General features: G+C 67.3%; 24 protein-coding genes and 1 tRNA gene. 8 read left to right on the top strand and 17 right to left on the bottom strand.

The features are described 5' to 3' along the window. Positions 1-5: 5 nt before the first annotated feature. Both ACGFIF_RS26810 and ACGFIF_RS26805 read right to left on the bottom strand, forming a co-directional pair. On the bottom strand, positions 6-1,640 hold the full coding sequence (locus ACGFIF_RS26810) for an ABC transporter substrate-binding protein (protein ID WP_393158186.1): 1,635 nt from the start codon (positions 1,638-1,640) through the stop codon (positions 6-8). Positions 1,641-1,648: 8 nt separating this feature from the next. Then, the gene (locus tag ACGFIF_RS26805; RefSeq protein ID WP_393158184.1) at positions 1,649-2,731 is read right to left on the bottom strand and encodes a C45 family autoproteolytic acyltransferase/hydolase; all 1,083 of its coding nucleotides are present in this window, start codon (positions 2,729-2,731) and stop codon (positions 1,649-1,651) included. 85 nt (positions 2,732-2,816) lie between these two features. Between ACGFIF_RS26805 and ACGFIF_RS26800 the strand changes: the two genes are divergently transcribed. The 3 genes from ACGFIF_RS26800 to ACGFIF_RS26790 are packed head-to-tail and all read left to right on the top strand — an operon-like array spanning position 2,817 to position 5,034. After that, complete coding sequence (locus tag ACGFIF_RS26800) at positions 2,817-3,707, top strand: MurR/RpiR family transcriptional regulator (protein WP_393158183.1); 891 nt, start codon at positions 2,817-2,819, stop codon at positions 3,705-3,707. Then, positions 3,707-4,693, top strand: coding sequence for a proline racemase family protein (locus tag ACGFIF_RS26795; protein ID WP_393158182.1), 987 nt, complete (start codon positions 3,707-3,709; stop codon positions 4,691-4,693). Before ACGFIF_RS26800 ends, ACGFIF_RS26795 begins: the two co-directional genes overlap by 1 nt. 17 nt (positions 4,694-4,710) lie before the next feature. Beyond that, complete coding sequence (locus ACGFIF_RS26790; RefSeq protein ID WP_393158181.1) at positions 4,711-5,034, top strand: putative quinol monooxygenase; 324 nt, start codon at positions 4,711-4,713, stop codon at positions 5,032-5,034. A 4-nt stretch (positions 5,035-5,038) separates the two neighbouring features. Here the strand turns inward: ACGFIF_RS26790 and ACGFIF_RS26785 are convergent, their stop codons facing one another. The 4 genes from ACGFIF_RS26785 to ACGFIF_RS26770 all read right to left on the bottom strand — a co-directional run bounded on the left by ACGFIF_RS26785 (position 5,039) and on the right by ACGFIF_RS26770 (position 8,421). After that, positions 5,039-5,461 carry an SgcJ/EcaC family oxidoreductase gene (locus ACGFIF_RS26785; protein WP_393158179.1) on the bottom strand — a complete coding sequence of 141 codons (423 nt, stop codon included), beginning with the start codon at positions 5,459-5,461 and terminating at the stop codon, positions 5,039-5,041. Positions 5,462-5,478: 17 nt separating this feature from the next. Further along, positions 5,479-6,567: a flavin-containing monooxygenase gene (locus ACGFIF_RS26780; RefSeq protein ID WP_393158177.1), complete on the bottom strand. Its 1,089-nt coding sequence runs from the start codon at positions 6,565-6,567 to the stop codon at positions 5,479-5,481. Positions 6,568-6,656: 89 nt separating this feature from the next. Next, positions 6,657-8,225, bottom strand: a complete 1,569-nt coding sequence (locus ACGFIF_RS26775; protein ID WP_393158176.1) for a LuxR C-terminal-related transcriptional regulator — start codon at positions 8,223-8,225, stop codon at positions 6,657-6,659. A 10-nt stretch (positions 8,226-8,235) separates the two neighbouring features. Next, complete coding sequence (locus ACGFIF_RS26770; protein WP_393158175.1) at positions 8,236-8,421, bottom strand: hypothetical protein; 186 nt, start codon at positions 8,419-8,421, stop codon at positions 8,236-8,238. 86 nt (positions 8,422-8,507) lie between these two features. On the opposite strand from ACGFIF_RS26770, the gene ACGFIF_RS26765 reads away from it, so the two are divergent. Continuing rightward, complete coding sequence (locus ACGFIF_RS26765) at positions 8,508-9,281, top strand: endonuclease/exonuclease/phosphatase family protein (protein ID WP_393158173.1); 774 nt, start codon at positions 8,508-8,510, stop codon at positions 9,279-9,281. Here ACGFIF_RS26765 and ACGFIF_RS26760 read toward each other — a convergent pair. From ACGFIF_RS26760 to ACGFIF_RS26750, 3 genes are all read right to left on the bottom strand, one after another. Next, a complete protein-coding gene (locus tag ACGFIF_RS26760) occupies positions 9,278-10,201 on the bottom strand; it encodes a WxL protein peptidoglycan domain-containing protein (protein ID WP_393158172.1) in 924 nt (307 codons plus the stop codon). The two genes, ACGFIF_RS26765 and ACGFIF_RS26760, sit on opposite strands and share 4 nt — an antisense overlap. Positions 10,202-10,260: 59 nt before the next feature. Continuing rightward, positions 10,261-11,808 carry a fibronectin type III domain-containing protein gene (locus ACGFIF_RS26755; RefSeq protein WP_393158171.1) on the bottom strand — a complete coding sequence of 516 codons (1,548 nt, stop codon included), beginning with the start codon at positions 11,806-11,808 and terminating at the stop codon, positions 10,261-10,263. A gap of 117 nt (positions 11,809-11,925) precedes the next feature. Next, positions 11,926-13,122 carry a HupE/UreJ family protein gene (locus ACGFIF_RS26750; RefSeq protein ID WP_393158169.1) on the bottom strand — a complete coding sequence of 399 codons (1,197 nt, stop codon included), beginning with the start codon at positions 13,120-13,122 and terminating at the stop codon, positions 11,926-11,928. 132 nt (positions 13,123-13,254) lie between these two features. Here ACGFIF_RS26750 and ACGFIF_RS26745 point away from each other — a divergent pair, with 132 nt between their 5' ends. Then, the gene (locus tag ACGFIF_RS26745) at positions 13,255-13,929 is read left to right on the top strand and encodes a hypothetical protein (protein WP_393158167.1); all 675 of its coding nucleotides are present in this window, start codon (positions 13,255-13,257) and stop codon (positions 13,927-13,929) included. A gap of 50 nt (positions 13,930-13,979) precedes the next feature. On the opposite strand, the gene ACGFIF_RS26740 is transcribed toward ACGFIF_RS26745, so the two are convergent. Both ACGFIF_RS26740 and ACGFIF_RS26735 read right to left on the bottom strand, forming a co-directional pair. Continuing rightward, the gene (locus ACGFIF_RS26740; protein WP_393158165.1) at positions 13,980-14,153 is read right to left on the bottom strand and encodes a hypothetical protein; all 174 of its coding nucleotides are present in this window, start codon (positions 14,151-14,153) and stop codon (positions 13,980-13,982) included. Positions 14,154-14,430: 277 nt separating this feature from the next. Next, positions 14,431-14,733, bottom strand: coding sequence for a hypothetical protein (locus ACGFIF_RS26735; protein WP_393158163.1), 303 nt, complete (start codon positions 14,731-14,733; stop codon positions 14,431-14,433). A gap of 37 nt (positions 14,734-14,770) precedes the next feature. On the opposite strand from ACGFIF_RS26735, the gene ACGFIF_RS26730 reads away from it, so the two are divergent. Further along, positions 14,771-15,289: a DUF234 domain-containing protein gene (locus tag ACGFIF_RS26730; protein WP_393158161.1), complete on the top strand. Its 519-nt coding sequence runs from the start codon at positions 14,771-14,773 to the stop codon at positions 15,287-15,289. Between the two features lie 1,030 nt (positions 15,290-16,319). Here ACGFIF_RS26730 and ACGFIF_RS26725 read toward each other — a convergent pair. Continuing rightward, a tRNA-Met gene (locus ACGFIF_RS26725) sits at positions 16,320-16,393 on the bottom strand. Positions 16,394-16,508: 115 nt separating this feature from the next. Between ACGFIF_RS26725 and ACGFIF_RS26720 the strand changes: the two genes are divergently transcribed. Further along, positions 16,509-17,474: a GNAT family N-acetyltransferase gene (locus ACGFIF_RS26720; protein WP_393158159.1), complete on the top strand. Its 966-nt coding sequence runs from the start codon at positions 16,509-16,511 to the stop codon at positions 17,472-17,474. Between the two features lie 115 nt (positions 17,475-17,589). Then, positions 17,590-18,174 (top strand): hypothetical protein, encoded by a 585-nt coding sequence (locus ACGFIF_RS26715; protein WP_393158157.1) that lies wholly within the window; start codon positions 17,590-17,592, stop codon positions 18,172-18,174. Positions 18,175-18,256: 82 nt separating this feature from the next. Here ACGFIF_RS26715 and ACGFIF_RS26710 read toward each other — a convergent pair whose 3' ends face one another. The 5 genes from ACGFIF_RS26710 to ACGFIF_RS26690 are packed head-to-tail and all read right to left on the bottom strand — an operon-like array spanning position 18,257 to position 23,883. Continuing rightward, positions 18,257-21,238, bottom strand: a complete 2,982-nt coding sequence (locus ACGFIF_RS26710) for a UPF0182 family protein (RefSeq protein ID WP_393158156.1) — start codon at positions 21,236-21,238, stop codon at positions 18,257-18,259. Further along, positions 21,235-21,852 (bottom strand): PPA1309 family protein, encoded by a 618-nt coding sequence (locus ACGFIF_RS26705; protein ID WP_393158154.1) that lies wholly within the window; start codon positions 21,850-21,852, stop codon positions 21,235-21,237. Before ACGFIF_RS26705 ends, ACGFIF_RS26710 begins: the two co-directional genes overlap by 4 nt. Positions 21,853-21,895: 43 nt before the next feature. Further along, complete coding sequence (locus ACGFIF_RS26700; RefSeq protein ID WP_393158153.1) at positions 21,896-22,933, bottom strand: PDZ domain-containing protein; 1,038 nt, start codon at positions 22,931-22,933, stop codon at positions 21,896-21,898. After that, on the bottom strand, positions 22,930-23,427 hold the full coding sequence (locus tag ACGFIF_RS26695; protein ID WP_393158152.1) for a hypothetical protein: 498 nt from the start codon (positions 23,425-23,427) through the stop codon (positions 22,930-22,932). Before ACGFIF_RS26695 ends, ACGFIF_RS26700 begins: the two co-directional genes overlap by 4 nt. Positions 23,428-23,457: 30 nt before the next feature. Next, complete coding sequence (locus tag ACGFIF_RS26690) at positions 23,458-23,883, bottom strand: molybdenum cofactor biosynthesis protein MoaE (protein ID WP_393158150.1); 426 nt, start codon at positions 23,881-23,883, stop codon at positions 23,458-23,460. Positions 23,884-24,136 lie beyond the last annotated feature (253 nt).

Here is a 24,136-nt window from a genome sequence, read left to right as displayed (position 1 = left end):
CTGTCTCAGGCCCCCTTCGTCCCGAGGTCGGCGGCCCACGGGTAGTAGCGGTAGCAGCCACTCGCCGGCACACCGGTCACCTTGGTGGACAGCGCGACCGTGCTCGGGCTCTGGACCAGCGGGATCCACGGCATCGCGTCGGTCCAGCGCTTGGCCAGCTCGATCGCGATCGTCGCCCGCTCCGCGTCCTCGAGGGCGGCCCGGCCCTTGTTCACGAGTTCGTCGTACGCCGGGTCACGCAGCAGCCACTGGACCGTCGAGTTGCTGGCACCGTTCTTGTAGAAGCCGACCGGGTCGTTCTTGGAGATGAAGTAGTCGTCGCTGAACAGGTCCGCGGTCTTGCGCACCGACTCGTCCGACATGTCGTAGCCCTGGGTCGGGATCTGCGTGATCGATGCCTGCAGCCCGATCTTCTGGGCGGCGTCGACGACGGCGTTCGCGATCACGTTGCGGACCGGGCTGCCGTCGCTGGCGACCACGATCGGCTGGGTCTGCCCGACCTCTTGGACCAGCTTCTTCGCCGCGTCGATATCAGCCTGCTGCGGTGCCGCCGGCAGGCCGCCGATGGCGTCGTACGCGGTCTGGAACTTCTCCTTCTCGTAGCCCCAGGCGCCGGATCCGACCGGTTCCTTCCAGGGTTGGCCGAGGCTGGACAGGGCTGCCTTGGAGACGCCCTCGCGGTCGACCGCCAGTGCGAGTGCCTTGCGGAGCCGGACGTCCTTGAGGGCGCCCTTCTCGGTGACCATCAGGTTCCAGACCCGGGTGTCGGGTCCCTGGCTGACGGTGGTGACCGTACCGCCGGCGAGCTGGGTCGCCGAGGACAGGTTCTCCAGGTACGAGCCGGTCGCCGCGCCGGTGACGAGCGAGTTGACGATGACGTCGTCACTGCCCCACTTGAAGGTGATCTTGTCCGTCTTGGCCGCCTTCTCCGGGTTCCAGTACGTGGCCGACTTGGTCAACACGATCTGCTTGCCGGGCGCCCACTCGGACAGCTCGAACGGGCCGGTGCAGGCGTCCTTGCCGTCCGGCGTACCGAACTTCTTGCCCTGGGACTCGACGCCCTTGCGGCTCCAGACCACGCCGGCGTCACCGGCGATCGCCTCCACGAAGACGGCGTCCGGCTGCTTGAACGTCACCGTGACCTCGTTCGGCCCGGTCTTCGCGACCCCGGTCACGTTCACGTACTCGTCGGACTCCGAGGCACCGTCGGCCGAGTGCCGCTGCAGACTCCACAGCACGTCGTCGGCGGTCATCGTGCTGCCGTCGTGGAACTTCACTCCCTGCCGGATGGTGAAGACCAGGGTGTTCTTGTCCTTCCACTCGTGCTTCTCCGCCAGCCCCGGCTTGAGGGTCAGGTCGGGCTGGAGCTGCAGCAGGCGGTCGCAGACGTTGGCCATGATCAGGTCGCTCTGCGAGTTCGCCGCGTCCGCGTCGAGGTCGAGCGAGCGCGGTTCCTTCGGCATGAACCAGGTCGCCTGGTCGAGCTGACCGGCCGCGGCCGGCGTGCTGTCGACGAGCTTGACCTGGTCCTTCACGGGCGACTGTGCGGCGTTCTGGCCACCACCACACCCTGCGAGGACGAGCACGGCGGAGGCACAGAGCGCCGTACCCCAGTGTCTGGCGCGGTGTTTGCGGGACATGACTACTCCTAGTCGTAAAGATTGAACGGAATGAGCTCGTACTCGTGCTCGCAGGGAGTCCCGGGCGCGACGTAGTACTCGCCGGTGGTCAGGTCGACGCAGCTGGACAGCAGGGTCGACCACTGACGCAGCTCGTGCAGCCGCTCGTCGGGGTGGGCACACAACGAGTCGGGCAGACCGAGGTGGTCCGACATCGCGGTGCGGATGGCTTTGCGTACGTCGGTCGCGGTCAACGCCTCACGCAGACCCTGTTGGGCCCGCGGGACGCGGAGGAGGGAGTCGGGCGACATCGGGCGGTGGTTCGCCGCCAGTTGCGGCGGGACGAACGCCTGGTAGTGGTTGCCGTGGACCAGCAGCCCGTCGGTGGGGTACTCCCAGCCGTGGGCGCCGGGGGTGGTCTCGACGTCGATGCTGTAACCGGATCGATCGGTCAGCAGCGCGTTGCTCGCGATGTGCGCGCGAGTCTTGACCAGGACCTTGAGTGCGTCAGAGATCGAGGCCGAGTCGAGGACGAGCCGGCGGATGATGGTCTGCGGTACGCCGACGGTGTCGTCGAACCGGCCGCCGAGGCCGTTGGCGTTGAGTGCGAACCCGAGCGAGTTGGCGCCGTGCCGGCCGATCTGACCGGCCTCGACCTGCATGACGATGGTGGGTTTCGGGGGCTGGACGATGCGGAGGATGACGACGGTGTCGCGAACGGCGTGCCGCCAGTCCCAGTTCTGGCCGGTGTAGACGTGGCCGTCTCCGCCGGTCAGCGAGTACGACGTACAGCCGTCGGGGACCTCTTCTTCGGGCAGCGGGGCGTCGTACACGATCTCGCCGCGGCAGTTCAGCACCACGATCTCGCGGACGCTGACGCCGGCTCCGTCCGCGATGCCGCGGATCTCGTCGTACAACTCGGGGAACTCGCTGCTGATCAGCTGCTCCCAGGGGGCGGACTGCTGGAGGATCTGCGCCCAGGTGCGTCCGGTCTGCAGCTCGAACGCCCGGCCGTAGTACTCGATCGCCGCGCCGATCAGGTCCGCCGCAGCGCGACCGTACTGCCGTCCGCGATCATGGGCCGACGGGCTGGACACCTCGATGATCCGCATCTGCTTCCTTCGGGTTTACGATGTGTTACAGAACTCGACTTCTTGGATGGTTCGTTACAACGCGATGGGAACGGATGATACACAGATGGCCGATGAGGTAACAGGGGTTACGAGAAATCCGGCACTTGCCGAGCTGCGGGCCCGCATCCGGGACCACTGGGACGACTTCACGCCCGCCTCCCGTGCAGTCTGCCGATCACTGTCGGAGATCTCGCCCGAGCGGCTGCTGTATCTGTCCGCGGCCGAGCTCGGCCAGGCGAGCAAGACCAGCAACGCCACCGTCGTCCGCACCCTGCAGTCCCTCGGGTACGCCGGGCTGGCCGAGCTCAAGGACCGCGTCGCCTCCCCGTTCCAGCACCCGAGCCGGCGGGAGGAGCGGCTGCGGAGCCGGATCGAGTCCACCGGCGGGGACCCCAAGCACGTCTGGGACCGGGTGATCACCGAGGCGATCGAGCGGATCGAGTTCCTCAACCAGCACATGGAGATGGACGCCTACCAGGAGGCGGTCCGGCTGATGCTCGACGCGCGCGAGATCGCGACGTACGGGTTCGGCGCCAACTACGTCGCGGCGGAGCACCTGACGCTGAAGCTGCGCCGGTTCGGCCGCCGCAGCCGCTGCATCCAGACCGCCGGGTTCCGGCTCGCCGACGACCTGCTCGCGATCGGGTCCGACGACGTGGTCATCGTGATCGCCCCCGGTCGGCTCGTCATCGACGCGGAGATCGTGATCGACCGGGCCCGCGCGGTCGGCGCCGGCATCATCCTGCTCAGCGAGCAGGTCATCGCCGAGCGGCTGGCCGACGACGTGACGGTGGCGATCCACGTCCCGAACACGGTCACCGGGATCACCGCGGAGGTGCTGACCACGATCGTGACCACCGACGCGCTGGCGCAGGCGGTGGCGGCCGCGGACACGGAGCGGACGATGGAGTCGGCACACACCCTCGAGTCCCTCCGACAGCAGCTGGGATTCTGATGCTCCCGGTCAGCACGGTCGACTACCACGCGGGCGGGGAGCCGTTCCGGATCGTGACGTCGGTGGAGGTGCCTGGCGCTTCGGTACCGGATCGGCGGGTGTTCGCCCAGACTTCCCCGACCGTCGATGCGGTCCGGCAGCTCCTGGTGAACGAGCCGCGCGGACATGCGGACATGTACGGCGGGTTCGTTGTTCCAGGCAACGATGATGGGGCGCACTTCGGGGTGTTGTTCTGGCACAAGGACGGGTATTCGACGGCGTGCGGGCACGGGACGATTGCCCTCGGCACCTGGGCGATCGAGAGCGGCCTGGTGGCCGCTTCCTCTGACGGGGTGACGGATGTGGTGATCGACGTACCGTCCGGACGGGTGGTCGCCCGGGTCACCTGCGCCGGTGGAGCGGTGTCTGGCGTTGCCTTTCGCAACGTTCCGTCGTACGTCTCGGGCCGTGGTCTGGAGGTGTCGACGTCACGCGGGGACGTCGTCGCCGATCTGAGTTTTGGTGGCGCGTTCTACGCCTCCGTCGCCGCGTCGTCGGTCGGGCTCTCGGTGACGCCCTCGTGCTATGCCGACCTGATCGCGGTCGGACGGGAGATCAAGTGGGCGCTCGACGCGCAGGCCGTCCACCCTGTCGACTCGCGGCTGAACGGGGTCTACGGGACGATCTTCTACGACGACCTGGGTTCCTCGGACAGTGGACCGCACCAGCGCAACGTCGCCATCTTCGCCGATGGGGAAGTGGACCGGTCGCCGTGCGGCTCGGGTACGTCGGCGCGCCTGGCGCTGCTGTACGACGAGGGCCGGCTGGCTGACGGCCAGGTGCTGCGCCACGAGTCGATCGTGGGGACCACGTTCCTGGGGCGGGTGGTGGAGATCGTCGACGATGGAGTGATCACGGAGGTCGAGGGCGCGGCGTACCGGACCGGTAACGCCACGTTCACCCTCGACCCCCGCGACCCGCTCGGCACCGGCTTCACGCTGCGCTGAGGTCTAGCATCGGGCGCATGATCTTCATCACCGCGAAGTTCCGCGTCCGGTCCGAACACGCCGCGAACTGGCCGTCCATCACCGCCGACTTCACCCAGGCCACCCGGGCCGAGCCGGGCTGCCTGTGGTTCGACTGGTCCCGTTCCGTCGACGACACCGACGAGTACGTCCTGGTCGAGGCCTTCGCCGACGACGATGCGGCCACGGCCCATGTCACCTCGGCCCATTTCAAGGCCGCTCAGCAGCACCTCCCGCCGCACCTGGTGGAGACGCCGCGCATCGTCAACTTCAAGCTGCCCCAGGACGACTGGTCCGAACTCGGCGAACTCGCGGTGAAGTAGTTCGTCAGTCCGCGACCACGACGGTGTTCTGCGCCGCCGCGATCTGCCAGGCATCCTCGTCCTTCGCGAGGACATAGACCGGGCTGCCGTGTTCGACCGGCAGTTCGGCGGTCGAGCCGTCGCGGCGGACGTAGGTCTGGTTGACGTTGACGACGGCGATGTCGGGCCGGACGAACAGCAGGTGGTCCGGGACGTAGGTGGCGTACGAATCCTTCGTCGCCCCGGGCAGCACCCGGCTGGTGAACTCGGCGATGGTGTCCCGCCCGTACAGCCGCTTGCCGTGCCCCGTCACCCAGAGCGCGTCCTTGCGGAACAGCGCGATGAACGCGTCCAGGTCCTCGGTGCTCTGGGCTTCCTGTACGGCGTCGACCAGCGCCACGATCGCATCGACATCGGCCTGACTCGGGATCTGTCCTTCGATCTTCATGCCGAAGATCCTGCTAGCTAAACCTCACTTGAGGTCAACACGGCCGGCGCTTCCCGCTTGGCGAGCTGCCGGACGACGTACGCCGCGTCCTTGCCGACGCCGCCGACGGTGTGCGAGTTGAACATGTACTGGAACTCCTGCCCCAGCACGTACAGCCCCGGCTGCCCGGTGACACAGCCGCGTTCGCTGGCGATCCGCCCGGACGAGTCCAGACCGGGCAGGTCGATCCAGGCGAAGTCGGGGACGAATCCGGTGCACCAGATGACGTTGGCGACGTCGAGCAGTACGCCGTCCTCGGTCTGCGGCCGTCCGTCGACGACACCGGCGATCCGCGGGACGCGTTCGATCCCGACGGCGAGCAGGTCCTTCTCCTTCTGCCGGATCAGGAACTCGCCGTGGCCCTCGAGTGCCTCCGCCTGCACCTTGCGGCCGGGCCGCTTGTCCTCGGTGAGGATGTGCTCCCACACCCACCAGATCAGCGGGAACATCAGCTTGCCCTGCCAGCCGCGCATCTCGACCGGCAGATAGCCGACGTTGCGGCCGGCCAGCAGAACCTTGTGCGTCTTGCCGACCTCGACCCCGATCTCGGCACCGGAGTTCCCCGCGCCCACGATCAGCACGGTGCCCGGCCGCAACTGTCCGGGGTTGCGGTAGTCAGCCGTGTGCAGCTGGACGATGTCCGGCGAGAGCTCGCCGGCGAAGTCCGGAATCTTCGGCGCCCGGTGTACGCCGGTCGCCAGGATGACGTTGTCCGCCTCGAACGACTCGGTGCCCGCGGTGACGCGGTAGCCGTCCCCCTCACGGAACAGCCCGTCCACCCGCGTGTTGAGGCGGATCGGCAGGGCGAACTGTTCCGCGTACCGCTCCAGGTAGGCGACCATCTCGTCCTTCGACGGGAAGGTGTAGCCGCCGCCGAACTTGGCGCCTGGCAGGTTGTCGCGGCTGGCGGGCGTGAACAGGGCGAGCGAGTCCCAGCGGTTGAGCCAGGACCCTCCGACCCGGTCCGCTGCGTCCAGGATGACGAACGGCTTGCCGCGCTTGGCGAGGTGATATCCGGCCGACAGACCCGCTTGGCCTGCTCCGATGACAACTGTTTCGTACCTCATGGGTTCCTCCTTCTTGTTGTGTCGAAGGTAGGAATCCGTGCTGCTTCGGCGCGTCGGTGAAACTACCCAACGGCCGGAATGGGTACCTCTCAGACCAGCTTGTGCTCGAGGCCGTACGCCGTTGCCGCGGACCGGGACGTGACTCCGAGCTTGGTGAAGATGTTGCTCACGTGCCGATCGACGGTCCGCTCACTCAGCACCAGTTGATCGGCGATCATCCGGTTGGTGGCTCCGGTGGCGACGAGCCGCAGTACCTCGATCTCGCGCGGTGAAAGCAGTCCCTCCGGCCTTCTCGGCCCGGCGACAGCGCCGAGGTGTTCCAGCGTCTCTCGCGCCGTCGAGGTCTCGCGGTCCGCGGACTCGTTGTCGCCCAGCGCCCGGCAGGCATCCGCGATCAGCAACCGCGTGCGCGCTTCCTGGTACGGCGCGCGCATCTCGACCCAGCGACGGAGGGCAGCGCGGGCCGGCGTCAGTGCGGCGTCCGGGCGGCCTTCGGCGAGGCGGATCATCGCCTGGGCCTGTTCGTGGAGCGCGCAGACGACCGTGGTGCGGCTCTTGTTCGCGAGATCGGCGAGGCCGGCGACTGCTTTTTCGGTCGCTTCGAGGTCGCCCGAGGCGAGCAGGATCTCGGCGGCGGCGAACTGGACCTCCACGCGCTTGGCGTCGTCCTGCGACTCGGAGAGACAGCGGCGGATCATCGCGGCCGCTGCCTGCACGCTGCCCTGCTGCAGCCGGAGCAGGGCCAGGCCTGGCTGCGGGTCGAATCCGAGCCGACTTGCCTCGGTGAAGCACTCCTCGGCATCGGCGAAGTGACCCTGCAGCCGGTCGAGGTTCCCCCGCACGTACGCCCCACAACCGGCGGCCCACACGTCGATGTCGGCCGGGCTGACGCCGGCCAGGTCCTTGCGAGCGTCGGTCCAGGCGCCCCGCAGTTGCTTGAGCTCGGCCCGTCGTACCTTGCACTCACCGGTGAAGTTGCCGAGCTCGGGCTGGGCGTCGCACCAGCGCGACATCGCGGCGGTCCACTCCTCGGCCCGCCGCAACTCGTACACCGTCCAGCAGCCGGAGATCGCACCGCAGTAGATGATGCCGGTCACCATCGGCGAGAGCGAGCCGGTGGTGAGCTCGACCATGGCCTCGTCCAGCTTCGCCAGGCCCTCCGTCGTACGACCGAGCTGCAGCAGCAACAACCCTTCCTGGTGCAGCGCCAGCGCGACCAGGTCCCCGCTGCCAAGCCGGCGCCCGGCCGCAACCGCCTCACTGGTGATTGCCACCGCCTGCTCGAGGTCTGCTACCCCGAAGGCCTGACTCATCCTCAGGACGGCGGCAGGCACCGAGTCCGTCCCGTCCTCCTCGATCAGCCGGGCTGCGCGCGCCAGCCAGCCGCCACCGACCACCACGTCCCCGGACACCATCCGCTGGATACCGGACCAGAGCGCTGCACCTGCCGCACCGAGCACGTCACGCTGTGCGAGCAGCTGCTCGTAGGCGCGCTCGCGGATGGCGTAGTAGTCGTCCATCCGCCCCACCAGCATCGCCGCGACGGCATACCGGTCCAGGTCGTCGGCGTCCAGGGTGTCCGCAGCTGCGAACAACTCATACGCCCGCGCCCAGGCACGCCCGTCGTACGCACTCCTGGCCCCCGCGATAACGTCCACGAGCCCAGTATCAGCCGCCGTGTTCGATCCGGTACTGCTCTTCAAGCTCCTCGAACCCGCCATCGCTCACCGAGAACCCCCACGGCACCTCACAACGCCCGACATGCTCCTCCACCGGACACATCACCCGCGCCACCGGCTCCTGCAGACCGAGCACGTCGTCGGCCCCTCGAATCGTCACCTCAAACGTCATCACCCCGCCGAAGCTACCGGCGGCTCGGCGCCAGACACATCAGGGTTTTCGACGGGATCTACCCTGACTCGCGAAACGACTGGAGGACTATGAGCCTGACCGTTGCCTCACTCAACACCCGCGGAATCCCGCTCGTCGGCTCACGCCTGGGCGAGCGGTATGCGGCGATCGGCGCGGTGTTCGAGGCCTCCGATGTGGACGTCGCCAACTTCCAGGAGGTGCTGACCTACTACCACCTCCGGCGGTTGGTCAGGTCCATGCCGTCGTACCGCTTCGTCAGCTTCCGCCGCTCGGCGGCCGGACCGGCCGGCGGGCTGGTCACCCTGTCGCGAACCGCCATCACCGGAACCGAGTACCGGCGCTTCCCGATCCCACCCGCCGCCGACGCGGCTGACCTGCCCAGACTGTCCCGGCTGAAGGCGTCGCTGAAGGGATCGCTGGTGACCAGACTGGCGGGAGTCAGTGTCGTCAACACCCACTTGCTGGCCAACTACGACGGCGACTGGTCAGAGACGAACCGCTTCTACCGACTGCACCAGGGGCAGTTGGCCGCGGTCGGCCGGCACGTCGACGACGTCGGGCAGCCCGCGATCGTGTGCGGCGACTTCAACATCGCTCGCGACAGTTCGCTGTACCGCGACTTCATCCGCGACACCGGTCTCCTGGACGCCTTCGGCGACGATTGTCCGCCGACGTTCCACGCCGCGTACCTCGCACCCGGCAAGGCATCGCGCTGTATCGACTTCTTGCTGCTCTCGGATCCGTCGATAACGGTCGAGGCCGCGGAACTGACCTTCACCGCCGAAGCCGGACCGGGCTACCTGTCTGACCACCTGGGTCTGCAGGTACGGCTCTCGCTTTAGCGCCGACGGCCGGCAGTTACGGCGCGGGAGCGGATGCGTCGGGCAACGAGCAGGAGGACAACCACCAGCGCGACCAGCGCGGGAATGACCCACCAGGGGATGCTCCAGGCGTGGGTTGTGCTGGCTATGGGGTTCAGTGGGCCGGTGGAGCCGGCTGCGTCGGTGAGGAGTGGTGTGAGCGTGACTGTCCCGGTGAGGCGGAGGGCTGGGGTGACGCCGTGGACCTGGGTGGAGGTCTTCCAGGTCTCACCAGGGAGCAACTGCGGTGAGTCTTCTTGGCCTGACTCAACTCGCCAACTCCCGAAGGGGCCCGCCACCGAGGTTGACGGCCGGGCAGCAAGGATCGCGTTGCCGTTGTTGTGGACGGTGTAGGTGACTGTGGCGTTGCGATTGCCCGTGTAGCGCACCTTCAGGTCGTCGACCGACAGGCTCGGCTTGAGGTCTCCACTGACCCGCAGGCGGATCCGGATGGCGAGTCGCCGGTCAACGTCGGTGCCTCGCTTCAGTGACGTGACGATGCCGCCAAGGTGGTCGCCCGGCTTGGCATCGGCCGGAACATTGATGGTGAACGGCACCTGCACAGACTGTCCCGGTGCGACCTTCATGCCGTCCCGGTCCGCATGGACCCACGCGCCGACACCGGTGGACTTCGTGTCGGGCGTCAGGAGGTCGAGCCGGCCGTTGTCGGTCGTGTAGGCATCAGCGGCGTACACGGCCAGCTCGAGCGGGGTCTTGCCGCGGTTGACGACCACGAGGCCGTCCTCGACCTGTCCACCCGGGTTCACCGTGTAGCTGTAGTTCTGACGATCGGACCCGAAGCTGTTGGCCGCCGTACTGACAGACCAAGGGACGTCGTCGGCTGCTGCCGCGGTCGGCGCGCCTGTGGTGAGTGCGATCAGCAGCACGAGGGCTTTGAACATCGGGCTTCCTTCTACGAGCAGGTGGGGGTGGGCGCTGACGCCCACCCCCATCAGGTTGATCAGCTCACGTCGGTGAGCGTCACGACACCTTGCTGGGTCTTGCTGACCGTCCAGTCGTGCCTGCCCGGACCCGGGTGGGAGTGACCCCGGTCGGTGTACGGGTGGACGACGACCTTGTCGACCAGCGAGCCGACCGGCTTGGCCGGGGTGGCACCACTGTTCGGACCGCACCACGACACCTTGCCTAGCTCAACGGCGGCGTTGGGAGCGGTGCAGGTACCACTGCGCACGTTCTCCACCACGAGCTTGTTCTTCTGCACCTCGACCGTGACGTAGGTACGGACGTGCTCCTGGTTCTCCACCGAGTTCGCCCAGTGGTTCTTGGGGTTCAGCGGGTCCGGACCGTAGTTCGGGTCCTGGGTCGTGTCAGGAGCGGTCAGGTCGTAGTACTTCGAGCCGGACGCGGAGTTCGCCGTCACGTAGATGACTCCGCCCGGTCCCTGCGCCACCTGGGTCGCACCAGGCTGCTCGGCCGGGTTGGCCTTCTTGCCGTTCTTGATCACGTAGCTGCGCGAGTAGCTGTGGTCGTGGCCCTGCAGCACCAGGTCGACGCCCAGCTTGGAGAACGCGGTCGGGAAGTCCTGCCGGCGCTGCTGGTTGTCGGCGTCGTTGGCGTGGTCGGCCGGCGAGTAGATCGAGTGGTGGTACACGAGCACCGTGTACTTCGCCTTCGCACCGTGCGCATTGACCACCTTGGTGACGTAGTCGACGTGCGCGGCGTCCGCGTTGTTGGCGTAGGCGTTGCTGTTCAGGTCGATGAACAGCACGTCCTTGTAGATGAACCAGTAGTCACCACCGGACTCCGTGCTCGGGTTGCCGCGGTAGAAGCCCGCGGAGCGGTCGGTGTTCGGGGTCCAGAAGTGCTGCTCGTACGCCTTGCCGCCGACGTCGTGGTTGCCGATGGTGGCGGCCCACGGGTACTGGCGGAGCTTGTCAGGGGCGAGGAACGCGTTCCACTGGGTCTCAGTGTTCGCGGACTCGACCTGGTCACCACCCGACACCAGCAACTCGGTCTTCGGGTTGGCAGCGAGTGCGACGTTCAGGGTGTCCATCCAGCCGGCGCCGTCCTTCGCGACGTCGCCGGACGAGCCGATCTGCGGGTCGCCGAAGAACAGGAAGCTGTAGTCGCCGTCGAAGTCCTGCGTCTTGAACGAGTACGTCGGGCTCCAGCCGCCCGTCGTACCGACGCGGTACGAGTACGACGTGTGCTCGCGCAGACCGTTGATCGTCGCGTGGCCGTTGTAGCCGCCGTTGACCGTGTTGGCGGCGACGGTGGCCGGGAATGTGGTCGCGGAGGCCGGGAACCGGCCGTGGACGAGTCGCGAGGTGGGAGCGACCTGCACCACCTGCGCGGCGCTGGTCGGGGCGTACCAGCTCACGACGCGCTGCGACTCGTTGGCACCGACGCCGAGGATGATGCCGGTGGGTGTTGCTTGGTCGGCGGCGTGGGCAGCGCCCACACCGCCTCCGAACGCCGTGGCGGTCGCGAGGACCGCCGCAGTGACGCACGTGGCCACACGGGTCCGTGCCCAGTTGATGAGCTTCATCGAGTGTCCGTCCGTTACTAGTGACGAGTTGAGCCAGACAGGCCCATCGGAGAGCGTCTGCCTCGCTGATGGAGGACGGGTGAACAAGGGTTTACCACCCGCGCTACAACGTCCGACTCAGAGCCGCTGCACAAACCAGACCAGACCAGCTACGGAGACACCGGCCGCGATCACCCCAGTGGTCCACAGTGCGGCAGTCGGCGCTGCCCGGCGCAGCAGGGCGAGCAGCGGGAAGGCGACTGCGATCAGCGCCAACTGCACGGTCTCGATGCCCACGTTGAACACCAGCAACGACCACAACAGCGTCCAGGACCAGGCCTGCTGGATCCCCAGCGCACCAGCGAAGCCGACACCGTGGACGAGGCCGAAGCAGAACACCACACCCAGTCGGGTCCATCCAGCCCGGTCGAGGCTCACATGACTGCGGCCACTGGACTCGAGGTCGGTGGCGAGTCGTCCACGCCGCCAGATCCTCCACAGGTGCCAGGACGCGACGATTGCGATCGAGAGTGCGATGACCGGCTCGATGAACGACGGCGACACGTGGACCACGCCGAGCGCAGCAAGGATGAAGGTGACCGAGTGGGCGAGGGTGAAGGTCGTTGCCGCCAGCATTATCTCGCGCAGCCGACGTGACCCGGCGATCAGCGCCAGCAGGAACAGGATGTGGTCGAGACCAGTGAGCAGGTGTTCCGCTCCCAGCCGGAAGAACTCCCAGAACCGCTCGGTCCACGACTGGTGCGTGGAGAACGACGGGTGCTCGGAGTCGAGCGCACTGCTGCCTTTCTGCAGATCGAGGTGGTAGGTGACGATCGTCTTGGTCCCACGCACGTACTGCTCGCTGTCCGGGAACAGTCCACTCCGCACCTCGTGCGAGTCGGCCGCCTCAGCGCAGCGGTAGTCGAGGTCCATGAACGCGTACGGCACGCCCTCACGCTGGTCGATCCTGAAGTCGCCTTGCTGCGTCGCCGTACAGGCCTGACCGCCGGCCGTGACTCCGAAGCGATCGGACACGTACTTCATGACCGAGCTGGCGTGGGTCTTGAGTGCTGCTGCCTGCTTAGTCGAGTCTCCGGAGTCGAAGGCCGCCGTACCGACCTTGAAGAGCGGATCGTCCTTCTCGGAGTCGGCGACCGACACGACGAGCAGGTCGTACTCGAGTCCGAGCTCGGCCCGGACGTGTCCGGTTTCGGGTGCGGTCAGGTCGACGTACACGGTCGAACTGAAGCCGTGGGCCTGAGCGGGTACGGCGCTCAGCAGGAGAACCAGTGCGGCAGCTAGGACGTAGGCGCACCGGCGTGTGGAGGCCAGCATGAAGCGCACGCTGCACCTGCTCGGTGAACGCCGGTGGGACCGTGGGCGAACGATGGCCGTACCCACTCTGGGAACCGGACTTCATGAGGTAAGAAGGGTGCGGCCTTCTCACCGTCATGGAGGACGATCCCTTTGCACCAGCGACTTCGGCCTGCCCGGGCTGCTGCCGTCGCGCTCGCGATCGTCGTCCTGGCCGTCGGCTGCAACACCGCCGACGACTGGGCCCGCCCACGCGCCACGCCGACGCCGGTCGGCACGCTCGGCGCCGGATTCGTGAACCCGACCGCACCGCCTTCACCAGAAGCGACCATCACGCCGAGTCCTGGCTCGTGGAACGACGTACACCCCGGCAAGGGCTACCGCGTCGTACTGCTCACAGCCGGGGACGATCCTCAGACGCAGACCTTGGTCACCGCCGTGCAGGACTGGGCTGAGGACGAGCACGTAAGCCTCAAGACGGTGAAAGTCACAGCTGCCGACCAGTACGTCGGACGGATCACCGAAGCCATCGATCTGAAGCCGGACCTCATCGTCAGCGCCGGCAACGCCCTCGTCGATCCCCTGGCCCTGGTCACCGCCAGCCATCTCGACCAGCAGTTCCTCCTGGTCGGCGCCGAGATCGCCGAACCCACCGCCAACGTCACGGCGGCCGACTGGCCCGGCGCCTCCTACCGCGGCGAAGGCCTAGGCATGTCCTCCACCTACGACCCCAGCTCGTTCACCCCGGCCCGAGCCACCGCCGCCATCCAAGCCGGCACAGCCAGCGTCCTTCACGGCTTCACCGGCATAGTCCTCTGGCTCACCTGAGAAGCGCCCGGAACCCTGTGGGTCCCGGGCGCTCCGCTGCTACTTGTGCGTCAGCGGCGACGACCCCAGCGGCGGCCGGCGCCGACGCCGGCGAGGTGAAGTGCGACACACAGAAGACCAGCGGTGAGAAGTGTCTGCGGCGTGAAGGCGTCGCTGGCCCGGACGTTGGCCCAGTCCAGGATGAGCGCGAGGCCGAAGATGACGGCAGCAATGATCGCGAACATCGAATGCTCCTTGTCGAAAGTCGGGCGGATACCCGAACCAGTACCCACCGCAACTCCCCGACACAAAACGAAGGCCCGGACCTGATGGTCCGGGCCTTCTTCCGTAGCGGGGGCAGGATTTGAACCTGCGACCTCTGGGTCCTTATAACCTGGCATCCATTCCCCCCGGTCAGACCGATGTTTCACCTAGCCACGGGCAGCTTGATCACCACTGCGGATCACCGCTGTTGACCAGAGATTCCTCTTCTAGACCGTAGTCTCAACCGTAGATTCCAGATCAACTGCGGTGGTGCGGCCGGCCGCGTTCCCACCAATCGATAGCCTCACCGTCCTCAGCCACGCGCTGGATGATGTGAGCGGTGAGCTCAGCCTGGCTGCCGGTGGTCTGGCAGAACGTCCACAACTTCCGCGCCGCACGCTGGTACTGGAAGATCACCTCGTCGACTTCGAAGGCGTCCAGTTCACCGCCGCGGTGCCGATCGACGGCCTCTGCGACCCGCTGAACCAGCGCCGCCAGTTGCACCTCATGATAGGTAGCGACCTGCTGACGCGCCGCCTGACGCTCGGCCCTCGTGCTCACGGGTCAACGTTATCCTCGATTCTTCATCCGGCGGTGGGTGAAGGCGTGGTTGGCTGTGTGCGTTTTTGATTCGATGATTTGGGTGTGTCGGCGTCCCAGGCGGTTCATCGGTTTCGTCCTGGGCCCAGGTATTCCTACGATCGAGCGCGGCCGTGGCGACCGCGTACTCGAAACGATTCGTGCGCATTGGTCGACCTGGCGGGGCCGCGCCATCGAGCCCGTAGCTCGCGAAGCCCTGTGGCGACTGGCTGACGACTCGCTCCCGGAGGGAACCGGCGCGATCGGCGGCTACTGGACACGCACCAACGACCCTGAGATCGACCTCGTCGGAGCCGACCGCGCACCGATAGCCAAGAAGATCACCTTCGTCGGCTCGATCAAGTGGCTCGAGAACAAGTCGTTCGACGCCAGGGACCTCGCCCGGCTGATCCGGCACCGGGCGCAGCTACCCGGCGCCGACGACGCGACCCCACTCATTGCCGTGTCCCGGAGCGGCTGCACTGCAGAAGGCATCGAACACCTCACACCCCAGGACCTGATCTCCGCATGGGATTGATCGTCGTCCGGGCGCGGCCCTCGGGAGAGCTTCTTCATCGGCTGGATCCTCACGAACCAAGGAGAGTCAGACGCCGGCGAGTAGCAATGGGCCGGCGACCTCGCAGCACTCGAGGCACACCAACAAGCTGAGTGAAACAGGTCGGGTTAGGGGAGCCGTTGCCACGTGCCGACGAGGTGGCTGTGACGGTGAATATCGACGTCGTTTGCTCGTGAAATCTGGCGTCATGTCGGGCTCGGTCCGCAGGTAGATCTCCGTGAATTTTGACGCGGTGGCCGCGGACTTCGGCTCAAGAGTTCCGGGGAGTGGCGAAGGCCTCGCGTGGGGTCTCGATGTTGCATCGGGCGGCGCCGCCCACCGGCTCGCCGACGCGAGCTCCGAGCGCGCGACTGCGCCAGACCTGCTCCCGGCGATCGACCGCTGGGGATAACTCGACCCCTACGTGTCGATGCATCCCTCGAGGCTCTTGGTCCTCGTCCTGGTGATGGCGGAGCTGCTCAACCAGCCACGCCGCCGGCTCAGCGCCTTTCCAAGCGGAGGAGCGAATCCTGGCCCCGACCGACGAGCTCACGCGCGCGTCACCGCGATCATGAACGCGTGAGGCGAACGACTCCGGCTAGTTTCTCATCCATGGGATTCGAGAGAGATGAGAGGCCCTTCCAGGCCGACGCCTAAGACGCGGTCGCCTACGACGCCCTTTTGCCACGACCAACCGAGAGCGGCTGTGCGACGAGCGCCCGTTTACCCCGGCGACAACGAGCCGACCATACCTCTTCGATGAGTCCTGCGCGGGATCGGATGATGACGCCGTGTCAGCGGTTCCCTACGCGGACGAAACGATCGTGGCGGACAACACATCAAGTGGGCAGGCTGAACTGGCATCGGAGCGGATCAACGATGAGCGCGTGACCTCGGATCGGCCCTATTGCGGACCAGTAACGCGATCGCTAGACCGTAGTCAACCCGATCTGCCGCGAATAACGAAGGCCCCCTGACCAGGTGTTTCACCTGGTCAGGGGGCCTCCTTCCGTAGCGGGGGCAGGATTTGAACCTGCGACCTCTGGGTTATGAGCCCAGCGAGCTACCGAGCTGCTCCACCCCGCGTCGTTGTGGTTTTAGTTTAGTGGATCGGCGCTGAGCAACCAAATCGGCTCCCGGTGTGGCTCGGGGTGGGCGAAAACCCGTGTCAGCGGCGGGCGGTGCGGCGTACCGTCCGGGTATGTCCAGACACGTCATTCGCCCGTTCGCGGAGGCGGACCTGCCAGCGGCCGCCCAGCTGCTCGCGGAGCGGCACAAGGAGCACCGGAAGCGGCACCCTCTGCTGCCGGCTGAGTACGAGGACGAGCAGATCGCCGTGGTCGAGGTCACGGCCGTGTGGGAGAGCGAGAGCGCGTCCGGCGCCGTACTGCTGGAGGGAGACGAGTTGACCGGCTACGTGCTGGGTGCGCCCAAGCCGTCGCCGGTCTGGGGGCCGAACATCTGGATCGAGTCCGCAGGCCAGGCCGTACGTGAGCCTGAGCACATTCGCGACCTTTACGGCGCTGCCGCTGCCAAGTGGATGGACGACGGACGGACGGCTCAGTACGTGCTGGTGCCGGACGACGCGGAGCTGGTCGACGCCTGGTTCCGGCTGGGGTTCGGCTCGCAGCATGCGCACGCGGTGCGTCCGGCCCCGACTGCTCGTCTGGAAGCACCGCCTGGTCTGACCGTACGACGTGCCACGCGCGACGACATCGCCGTACTGGCGGAGCTGGACCTGGTACTGCCACAGCACCAGGCACAGTCGCCGGTGTTCTCGGCCGGCGAGCTGCCCACGCTGGAGGAGGCGCTGGCCGACTGGGAGGAGTCGATCGACGACCTGGACTACGCGACCTTTGTTGCCGAGTACGACGGTCGCGTGATCGGCTCGTCCGTCGGGTGCTCGGTGGAGAAGTCCAGTGCGCACAGCGGGCTGGCTCGTCCGGACAACGCGGGGTTCCTGGGCTTTGCCGCCGTACTGCCGGAGGCACGTGGTCGACGGGCTGGCCGTGCGTTGGGTGAGGCGGTGCTGCAGTGGTCCGCCGACACCGGCTACACGGCCGTCGTCACCGACTGGCGGGTGACCAACCTCCTGTCGTCGCGGACATGGCCGAAGCTCGGTTTTCAGCAGACGTTCCACCGGCTGCATCGGCTGATCGGGTACTGAGGGTCTTTTCCACAGGTTCGATATCGCGCGCCGGGAAGGGCGCAGATCGGTGCAACTTCTAGGGCAAGAAGACGCCTTGCAGCAGGCCGGGCGTCGACGTCCTCAGGAGGCAGCCATGTCGCGTTCTTCCCTTGGTTCCCGAGTCGTTCCGTCGACCCGTCGTATCGTGATCGGGAGCGCGGTCGTCCTCGCCTCATTCGGTGTCTGGACGACCAGCCCGGCCGCGGCGAGCGGTATCGAGCCGCGATCCGGGTACGCCGTGGCTCCCCCATCGACCGAGCAAAGGGCATGCACCTTGGACGGCTTCGTGATCGAGCATCTTCCCGCCGGGATCGGTGCACCGACCGACTTCGAGTACGAGTGGGAGGACGTCAGCTTCCATAGCCGGGTCTGGGAGACCGGGCCGGATCCGGAGGGTGCGTACAAAGTCGACCTGACGGTGAAGACCATGCGCGGCGAGAAGCTCTCGGATCTCGAGGAGCTCAAGGCCTTCCTCGCCGAGTACGAGGAGAAGGATCCGGAGACCTGGGACCTTCGCCCGGTCAAGGTCGGCGAGTACGACGGTCTGGTCGCGGACGACGAGGTGTTCTACTTCGTCTCGCCGGGAGTCGCGGCCGAGGTGTCACTCGATCGCGAACGCTTCTCCGAGCAGGATCTGCTCGACACGGCGACCGGCTTCCATCCGGAGACCACAGGCTGATCAACCGGTGCTGTAGGCAACGACACGGGGCGGCGACTCCGACGGTTGGTCGGTGTCGCCGCCCGGGTGAGCAGCCTGTGCGTCAGCCTGTCGGCGACGTCGGTGGACTGGATGGTGCCGGCGTGGACGGTGTCGTGGTCGGCGTGCCACTGGGAACCGGGGTGGTCGGTGTGACTGCGGCTCCCGCCGCCACGGCGCGGTCGATCGCCGTCTTCACCAGGTTGAGCTGCCTTTGGTACTCCGCCAGGTTGCCGGCTCTCAGCGCATTCTGGGCCGCGTCCCACGCGGTCTGTGCCTGCGCCAGCGCCTGCTTGACCGTTTGGTTGGCCGGTGGTTGGTTCGGCGTCGGCTGGTTGGGCGTCGGCTCACCGGTGCTGACGGTGGTGTCGAAGACCTTGGTCAGCGCCTCTTGCAGCGTGCTGCCGAAGGCGACCCGGTCGCCGAACGAGACCAGGACGTAGCGCAGCACCGGATAACTACCGGGGCCGCTCGTCCGCACCGAGTACACGGGTTGGACGTAGAGCAGACCGCCACCGAGCGGCAGCGTCAGCAGGTTGCCGAACTGTGCTCGGGCGCCGCTGGTCGGCTGGTTGATCGGGAGCAGCGCGGTTCTGATCGCGTCGTCGGTCTGGAACTTGTTGTAGACCTGTCCCGGACCGGGGATCTGCACGTTGCCGGGCAATCGGAGGATCCGGAACTTGCCGTAGTCCGGCGAGGTCGCCTCGGCATCGACGGCCATGAACGCGGTCAGGTTCTCCCGTTCCGCGTTCGGCACGTACACCGAGGTCAACGAGAACTTCGGCTCGGGCTGATCGGGCATCCGCAACGAGAGATAGAAGGGAGGCTGCTTGACTTGGGACGACGAGTCGGCGCCGGCGGACACCGCGGTCGGGTCCGCCGGGACACGCCACAGATCGCTGTTCTGGTACCAGGTGGTCGAGTCCTGCACGTGGTACTTGGCCAGCAGGTCGCGCTGGACCTTGAACATGTCCTCCGGGTACCGCAGGTGGGACATCAGGGCGGGCGAGATGTCCGAGCGCGGCTGGACGGTGCCCGGGAACGCCTTCATCCACGTCTTCAGCACCGGGTCGTTCTCGTCCCAAGCGTACAGCTGGACCGATCCGTCGTACGCGTTGACGACGGCCTTGACCGAGTTGCGGATGTAGTTGATCTCCTCACTCGGCTGCTGCGCGATGGTGCCGCGGCCGGTCGTGGTGTCCCGGGTGCTGTCGTCCAGGGCGACCTTCTCGGAGTACGGGTAGTTCGCCGAGGTGGTGTAGCCGTCGACGATCCAGACGACCTGGCCGTCGACGATGGCCGGGTACGGGTCGCCGTCTGGCGTCAGCCACGGCGCGGCCTTCTCGACCCGCTCGCGCGGACTGCGGTCGTAGAGGATCTGCGAGTCGGGGTTCACCCGGCTGGACAGCAGGATGTTGGCGTCCCGCATCTTGGTGGCGTACAGCAACCGGTTGAAGAACGTGCCGACCGGGACGCCGCCCTTGCCGGCGTAGGTGTTCAGCGTCGGGTCGCCGCCGTTCGTGCCTTCCGGGGTGTCGAGCTCGACCGCCTGACCGCCCTTCGGCCCGCCGACGATCGAGTAGTCCGGGGACTGCTCACCGAAGTAGATCCGCGGTTCATACTTGCCGAGCTGACCGGTCGGTGGCAGGTCCTTCTCCGACCACACCGGCGTACCGTCGGCGGCCCGCTGGTTACCGTTCGCGGCGACGACGCCGTAGCCGTGGGTGTAGACGGTGTGGTCGTTGTTCCAGTTGCGCTGGCCGGCCGGCAACCGGTCGACCTGCACCTCGCGGACCGCGATCACCGTGTCGTTGACCTTGTCGCCGATCTTGTACCGGTCGACGTCGAGATCGGTCGGGAACGAGTAGAAGCCACGCACTTGCTGCAACTGCTCGAAGGTCGGCCCGACCACACTCGGGTCGATCAACCGGATACCCGGCAAGACCTCGGCATCTTCCGCCAGATCGCTCGGGGTCGCCGTGGACTTCGCCGGGTAGTTGATCACCTGGGTGCCCTCCAGGCCGTACGCCTGGCGGGTCGCCTCGATGTTCTTGGTGATGTACGGCGCCTCGCGCACCGGCTCGCTCGGCCGGACGCGCAACTGCTGCAGCGCCGCCGGCCACAAGGCACCGAGCAGGATCGCCGAAAGGATCAGTACGACGGTGCCCACACCCGGCAGCAGCCACGTCCGGCGTACGACGTTGGCGAAGAACAACCCGGCACACAGCACCGCGATGACCGCCAGGATCTCCTTGCTGGGCAAGACGGCGTTGTCACCTGTGTAGGAGATGCCGGTGAACAGCCGGCTGTCCGACGTCGTCAGCCCGTAGCGGTCGAGCCAGTAGCTGAACGCCTTCAGCAGGACCAGGAACCCGAGCAATACGGAGAACTGCACCTGCGCCGCGCCCGAGGCCTTCTGCCCCTTCGCGGACGGGCGGAAGCCGCCGTAGAGGTAGTGGGTGATGATCGCCGCGACCAGCGACAGCAGCACGATCGAGTAGCCGAAGCCGAGCAGCACGCGCAGCCACGGGTAGTCGAAGACGAAGAACGCGATGTCCTTGTTGAAGTGCTTGTCGGTGACACCGAACGGGGTCCGGTTCCGCCAGGCGAGGAAGACCTTCCACTCCCCCGACGCGGCCGAGCCGCCGAACACCAGCATCAGGGTCGCGATCACGCCGACGGCGATCTTCCCGCGCTGCTGCAGCAGGTCGCCGTACCGTTCGAAGCCCGGGCTCGGCGACGGCGCGAGGGCGACCCGCGGCCGGGTGCGGTAGGCGATGATGATGTTCGCGACCACGGCCGCCGCCATCAGCAGGCCGACCACGAAGAACAGCAGCACCCGGGTCCCGAGCACCGTGCTGAACACGGAGCCGAGATCCACCGAGCGGTACCACAGCCGCTGGGTCCAGACGTCGGTGAAGACACTGAACAGGATGAGCAGGACGATCAGCGTGGCGATCGTCGGCAGCAGCGCCCGGGGCCGTCCTCCAGACGTTCGCCGCGTCCGCCGCGGCTCCTCCGGCATGTCATAGACGCCGTCGCTCATGATCGGTTCTCCTCGTTGTCACTCATGCCGTCGACCCCAGGACCTTCGCCCGGCCGGTTGTCGACCGAAGGTTCGAATGTCAAAGACAGTACTTCGCACAGCGTGGGGACCAAGTCGGCGCCGGTCAGTACGGCGCTGTCCTCGTCGTGTGAGCGCAGCCGGACGGCACCGAACCGGTCGCCTTCGCGCAGGACCGCGGCGACCATCCGGACCTCGTGGCGGCGTGGATCGCTGCCCGCCATCCGGGCCAGCTCGGCGTCGGACTCAGCACTGGACAGACCCGCCTCGGCCGAGGCGGGCAGGACGACTCGCTCGATCGCGAGCGCACAGCCGCTGACGCCGTCCGGCCACTCGATCCGGCCCAGCGCGTCAGCCAGGTGCTCGTCCTCGAGACCGCCCGGCAGTTCACCCTGGGCGACCGGAGTGAGCGGCTGGGACGCGTCCTCGGCGCCGAGCTCGGCGGCCAGTTGCGGTTCGGCGCGGAGCAGTTCCTCGGTGGGGACCAGCGCGAACAGTTGCGCGGGCTGGTCCCAGCCCGCGCTGCTCACGTGCTTCTCGATCTCGACCACCGCGCGACTGAGCGCGTCGGGAGGCAGAATGCCTACGGAATCCATGCCGTCAGCTCTCCCCTTCGGCCGGCCGGTACGTTCAGGTGGCTCATCGCGTGCATGTCGGGACATCTCCGGTTCCGCTGGCGATCGCGTTGAGAGCGCTGATCGCCTCGCTCAGGGTGGTGATCTTCACCAGCTGGATGTCCTTCACGCCCGCGTGCAGTGCGGCCTCGCAGTTCGGTCCGGGGACCAGGAAGACGGTGGCGCCGTCCTCTTTCGCGCCCGCGATCTTCTGCTGGATCCCGCCGATCGCCCCGACCTGGCCGAGTGCGTCGATCGTCCCGGTGCCGGCGACGTGCTTGCCCTCCAGCAACGCACCCGGGGTCAGCTTGTCGTAGATGGCCAGTGCGAACGCCGTACCGGCACTCGGGCCGCCGATGTCCTGGCCCAGGTTGACCGTGACCTTCACCGGCGAGTCGATCCCGATCGTGATGCCGACCATCGGGCGAGTGGCCTCGCCCGGGGTGGCCGCCGTCTTCAGCTGCACGGTCTGCTCGGCGCCGTCGCGGCGGATCAGGAAGACGACGTTCTCGCCGACCTTGTGCTTGCGCACGAGGTCGCCGACCTGCGGGACCTGCGACACCGTCACACCGTCGACCGCGAGGACGATGTCACCCGGCTTGAGCTTGCCGTCGGCGGGGGTGTCCTTGCCCACCGTCGAGACCTTCGGGTGGTACGGCACCTTCGCCGCCTGCAGAGCGGCCGCGATCGCGCTGTCCTGCGAGCCAGTCATCTCCGCCGTGTTCTGCTCCTCGACCTCGTCCGCGGTCTGGTCCGGCGGGTAGATGATGTCGCGCGGGAACAGATCGTGGTGCGGGTCGAGCCAGTTGCGCATCGCCTGGGGCAGGGTGAGTTCACGCTCCGGCGAGGTGACCGACACGGTAGTCAGGTCGAGCCGGCCGGAGGTCTCGAAGGTCGGGTGCCCGGAGATCTCGATGACCGGCTTGCCCTTCGTCTCCCCGAGGGTGTCCTTCACCGGCCCCGGGCTGAACGAGACGAACGGCACCGGGAAGGCGGTGACCAGCCCGAGCGAAATGACGAGCAGGACGATCGAAGAAACCAGCGTGGCGGTACGACGTGTCACGAACCCTGCCCTGCGATCTTGGTGGAACCGAACGTCTCGGCCGAACCGAGCTTCCTGGTAACGGCGAGCGTCCCTGCTGACTCCAACGCTCCAGCACCCCCAACCGTCCCGGCCCCACCGAAACCGGTCCTCCCGGCGAGGCTCGCCGGACCGGTCTCACCGAACTTCGCGGGAAAACTCGGGGTGCGAGTGGAGCCTTGGGGACCGGGTGAGGCGGGATTGGCGGCCGACTCGGATCCGCCGGCTGACTCGCCGGTGCCGGAGCTGTCGGCGGCAGAGTTCCTGGGGGTCCGGCGGCGGAGGCCACGGCGTCGTTCCGGGGTCGCCCGTGGTCCCGGTGCGGCCAGTGCCTCGTTGAAGCGGCGGAAGTCCTCGACCGAGGCGAAGGCACCGCCGGACCGGCGCGGACCACGGCTCCGCCCGCGCCACGCGGCCCAGCACATCGCCAGGAGCGTGGCGACCAGCGGGAACGCCAGCCACGCCAAAACCTTCATCCGGCCACCTTCATGCGCCCAGAGTACGTGTCAGTGAGCGCCGACCCACTCGCTTGGACCGTCGGTGAAGTGCTGGTGTTTCCAAATCGGGACCTCGGCCTTGAGATCGTCGATCAGCCTCCGGCAGGCGGCGAACGCGACATCGCGGTGCGACGCGGCCACGGCCACGATCACGGCGGCGTCGCCGATCTTCAGGTCCCCGGTGCGGTGTACGGCGGCCAGCGCGGTCACAGCGGGGTCGTCGCAGATACGCTGCGCAACCTTCCGCAGGTGCTCCAGCGCGTCCGGGTGAGCCTCGTAGCTCAGCCGATCGACCGGCTTCTCGTGGTCGTGGTTGCGCACAGTGCCGATAAAGACAGCAGTACCACCGGCAGTCGCATCGGCGACAGCGGCCAACACCTCGTCGCTGGACAACACACCCTCACGAATGTCCAGCAACCTGATCGCGTCGCTCATAGTCCCTCACTCCCGCCAGAATCCACCCCACACCTACCACGAACCACCCCCCACCCCCGCAATTCTCCCCCACCACCCCTCCAACCCCGCTCCCAGCCCGCCTCACCCCTCCCACCCACCGTCCCCACAGGTCCTCTCGCAACTCCCAACCCCACCCGGCCCTGTCACCTACTGCCCCGGCCCGCCGGTCCCACAACTCCTCGCCCACTCCTCCCGGCCCGGCTGTACCCCGCACAACCGCTCACCACCCCGC

The sequence above is a fragment of the Kribbella sp. NPDC049174 genome, assembly GCF_043197365.1.
Classification (GTDB): Bacteria; Actinomycetota; Actinomycetes; order Propionibacteriales; family Kribbellaceae; genus Kribbella.
The sequence above is the reverse complement of the archived record's forward strand: the minus strand, read 5'-3'. Positions and strand labels throughout refer to the sequence as shown.

Coding starts and splice junctions, on each gene's coding strand:
- ACGFIF_RS26810 (WP_393158186.1), bottom strand. CDS start 1,640: ATGTCCCGCAAACACCGCGCCAGACACTGGGGTACGGCGCTCTGTGCC.
- ACGFIF_RS26805 (WP_393158184.1), bottom strand. CDS start 2,731: ATGCGGATCATCGAGGTGTCCAGCCCGTCGGCCCATGATCGCGGACGG.
- ACGFIF_RS26800 (WP_393158183.1), top strand. CDS start 2,817: ATGGCCGATGAGGTAACAGGGGTTACGAGAAATCCGGCACTTGCCGAG.
- ACGFIF_RS26795 (WP_393158182.1), top strand. CDS start 3,707: ATGCTCCCGGTCAGCACGGTCGACTACCACGCGGGCGGGGAGCCGTTC.
- ACGFIF_RS26790 (WP_393158181.1), top strand. CDS start 4,711: ATGATCTTCATCACCGCGAAGTTCCGCGTCCGGTCCGAACACGCCGCG.
- ACGFIF_RS26785 (WP_393158179.1), bottom strand. CDS start 5,461: ATGAAGATCGAAGGACAGATCCCGAGTCAGGCCGATGTCGATGCGATC.
- ACGFIF_RS26780 (WP_393158177.1), bottom strand. CDS start 6,567: ATGAGGTACGAAACAGTTGTCATCGGAGCAGGCCAAGCGGGTCTGTCG.
- ACGFIF_RS26765 (WP_393158173.1), top strand. CDS start 8,508: ATGAGCCTGACCGTTGCCTCACTCAACACCCGCGGAATCCCGCTCGTC.
- ACGFIF_RS26760 (WP_393158172.1), bottom strand. CDS start 10,201: ATGTTCAAAGCCCTCGTGCTGCTGATCGCACTCACCACAGGCGCGCCG.
- ACGFIF_RS26755 (WP_393158171.1), bottom strand. CDS start 11,808: ATGAAGCTCATCAACTGGGCACGGACCCGTGTGGCCACGTGCGTCACT.
- ACGFIF_RS26750 (WP_393158169.1), bottom strand. CDS start 13,122: ATGCTGGCCTCCACACGCCGGTGCGCCTACGTCCTAGCTGCCGCACTG.
- ACGFIF_RS26740 (WP_393158165.1), bottom strand. CDS start 14,153: ATGTTCGCGATCATTGCTGCCGTCATCTTCGGCCTCGCGCTCATCCTG.
- ACGFIF_RS26720 (WP_393158159.1), top strand. CDS start 16,509: ATGTCCAGACACGTCATTCGCCCGTTCGCGGAGGCGGACCTGCCAGCG.
- ACGFIF_RS26715 (WP_393158157.1), top strand. CDS start 17,590: ATGTCGCGTTCTTCCCTTGGTTCCCGAGTCGTTCCGTCGACCCGTCGT.
- ACGFIF_RS26710 (WP_393158156.1), bottom strand. CDS start 21,238: ATGAGCGACGGCGTCTATGACATGCCGGAGGAGCCGCGGCGGACGCGG.
- ACGFIF_RS26705 (WP_393158154.1), bottom strand. CDS start 21,852: ATGGATTCCGTAGGCATTCTGCCTCCCGACGCGCTCAGTCGCGCGGTG.
- ACGFIF_RS26695 (WP_393158152.1), bottom strand. CDS start 23,427: ATGAAGGTTTTGGCGTGGCTGGCGTTCCCGCTGGTCGCCACGCTCCTG.
- ACGFIF_RS26690 (WP_393158150.1), bottom strand. CDS start 23,883: ATGAGCGACGCGATCAGGTTGCTGGACATTCGTGAGGGTGTGTTGTCC.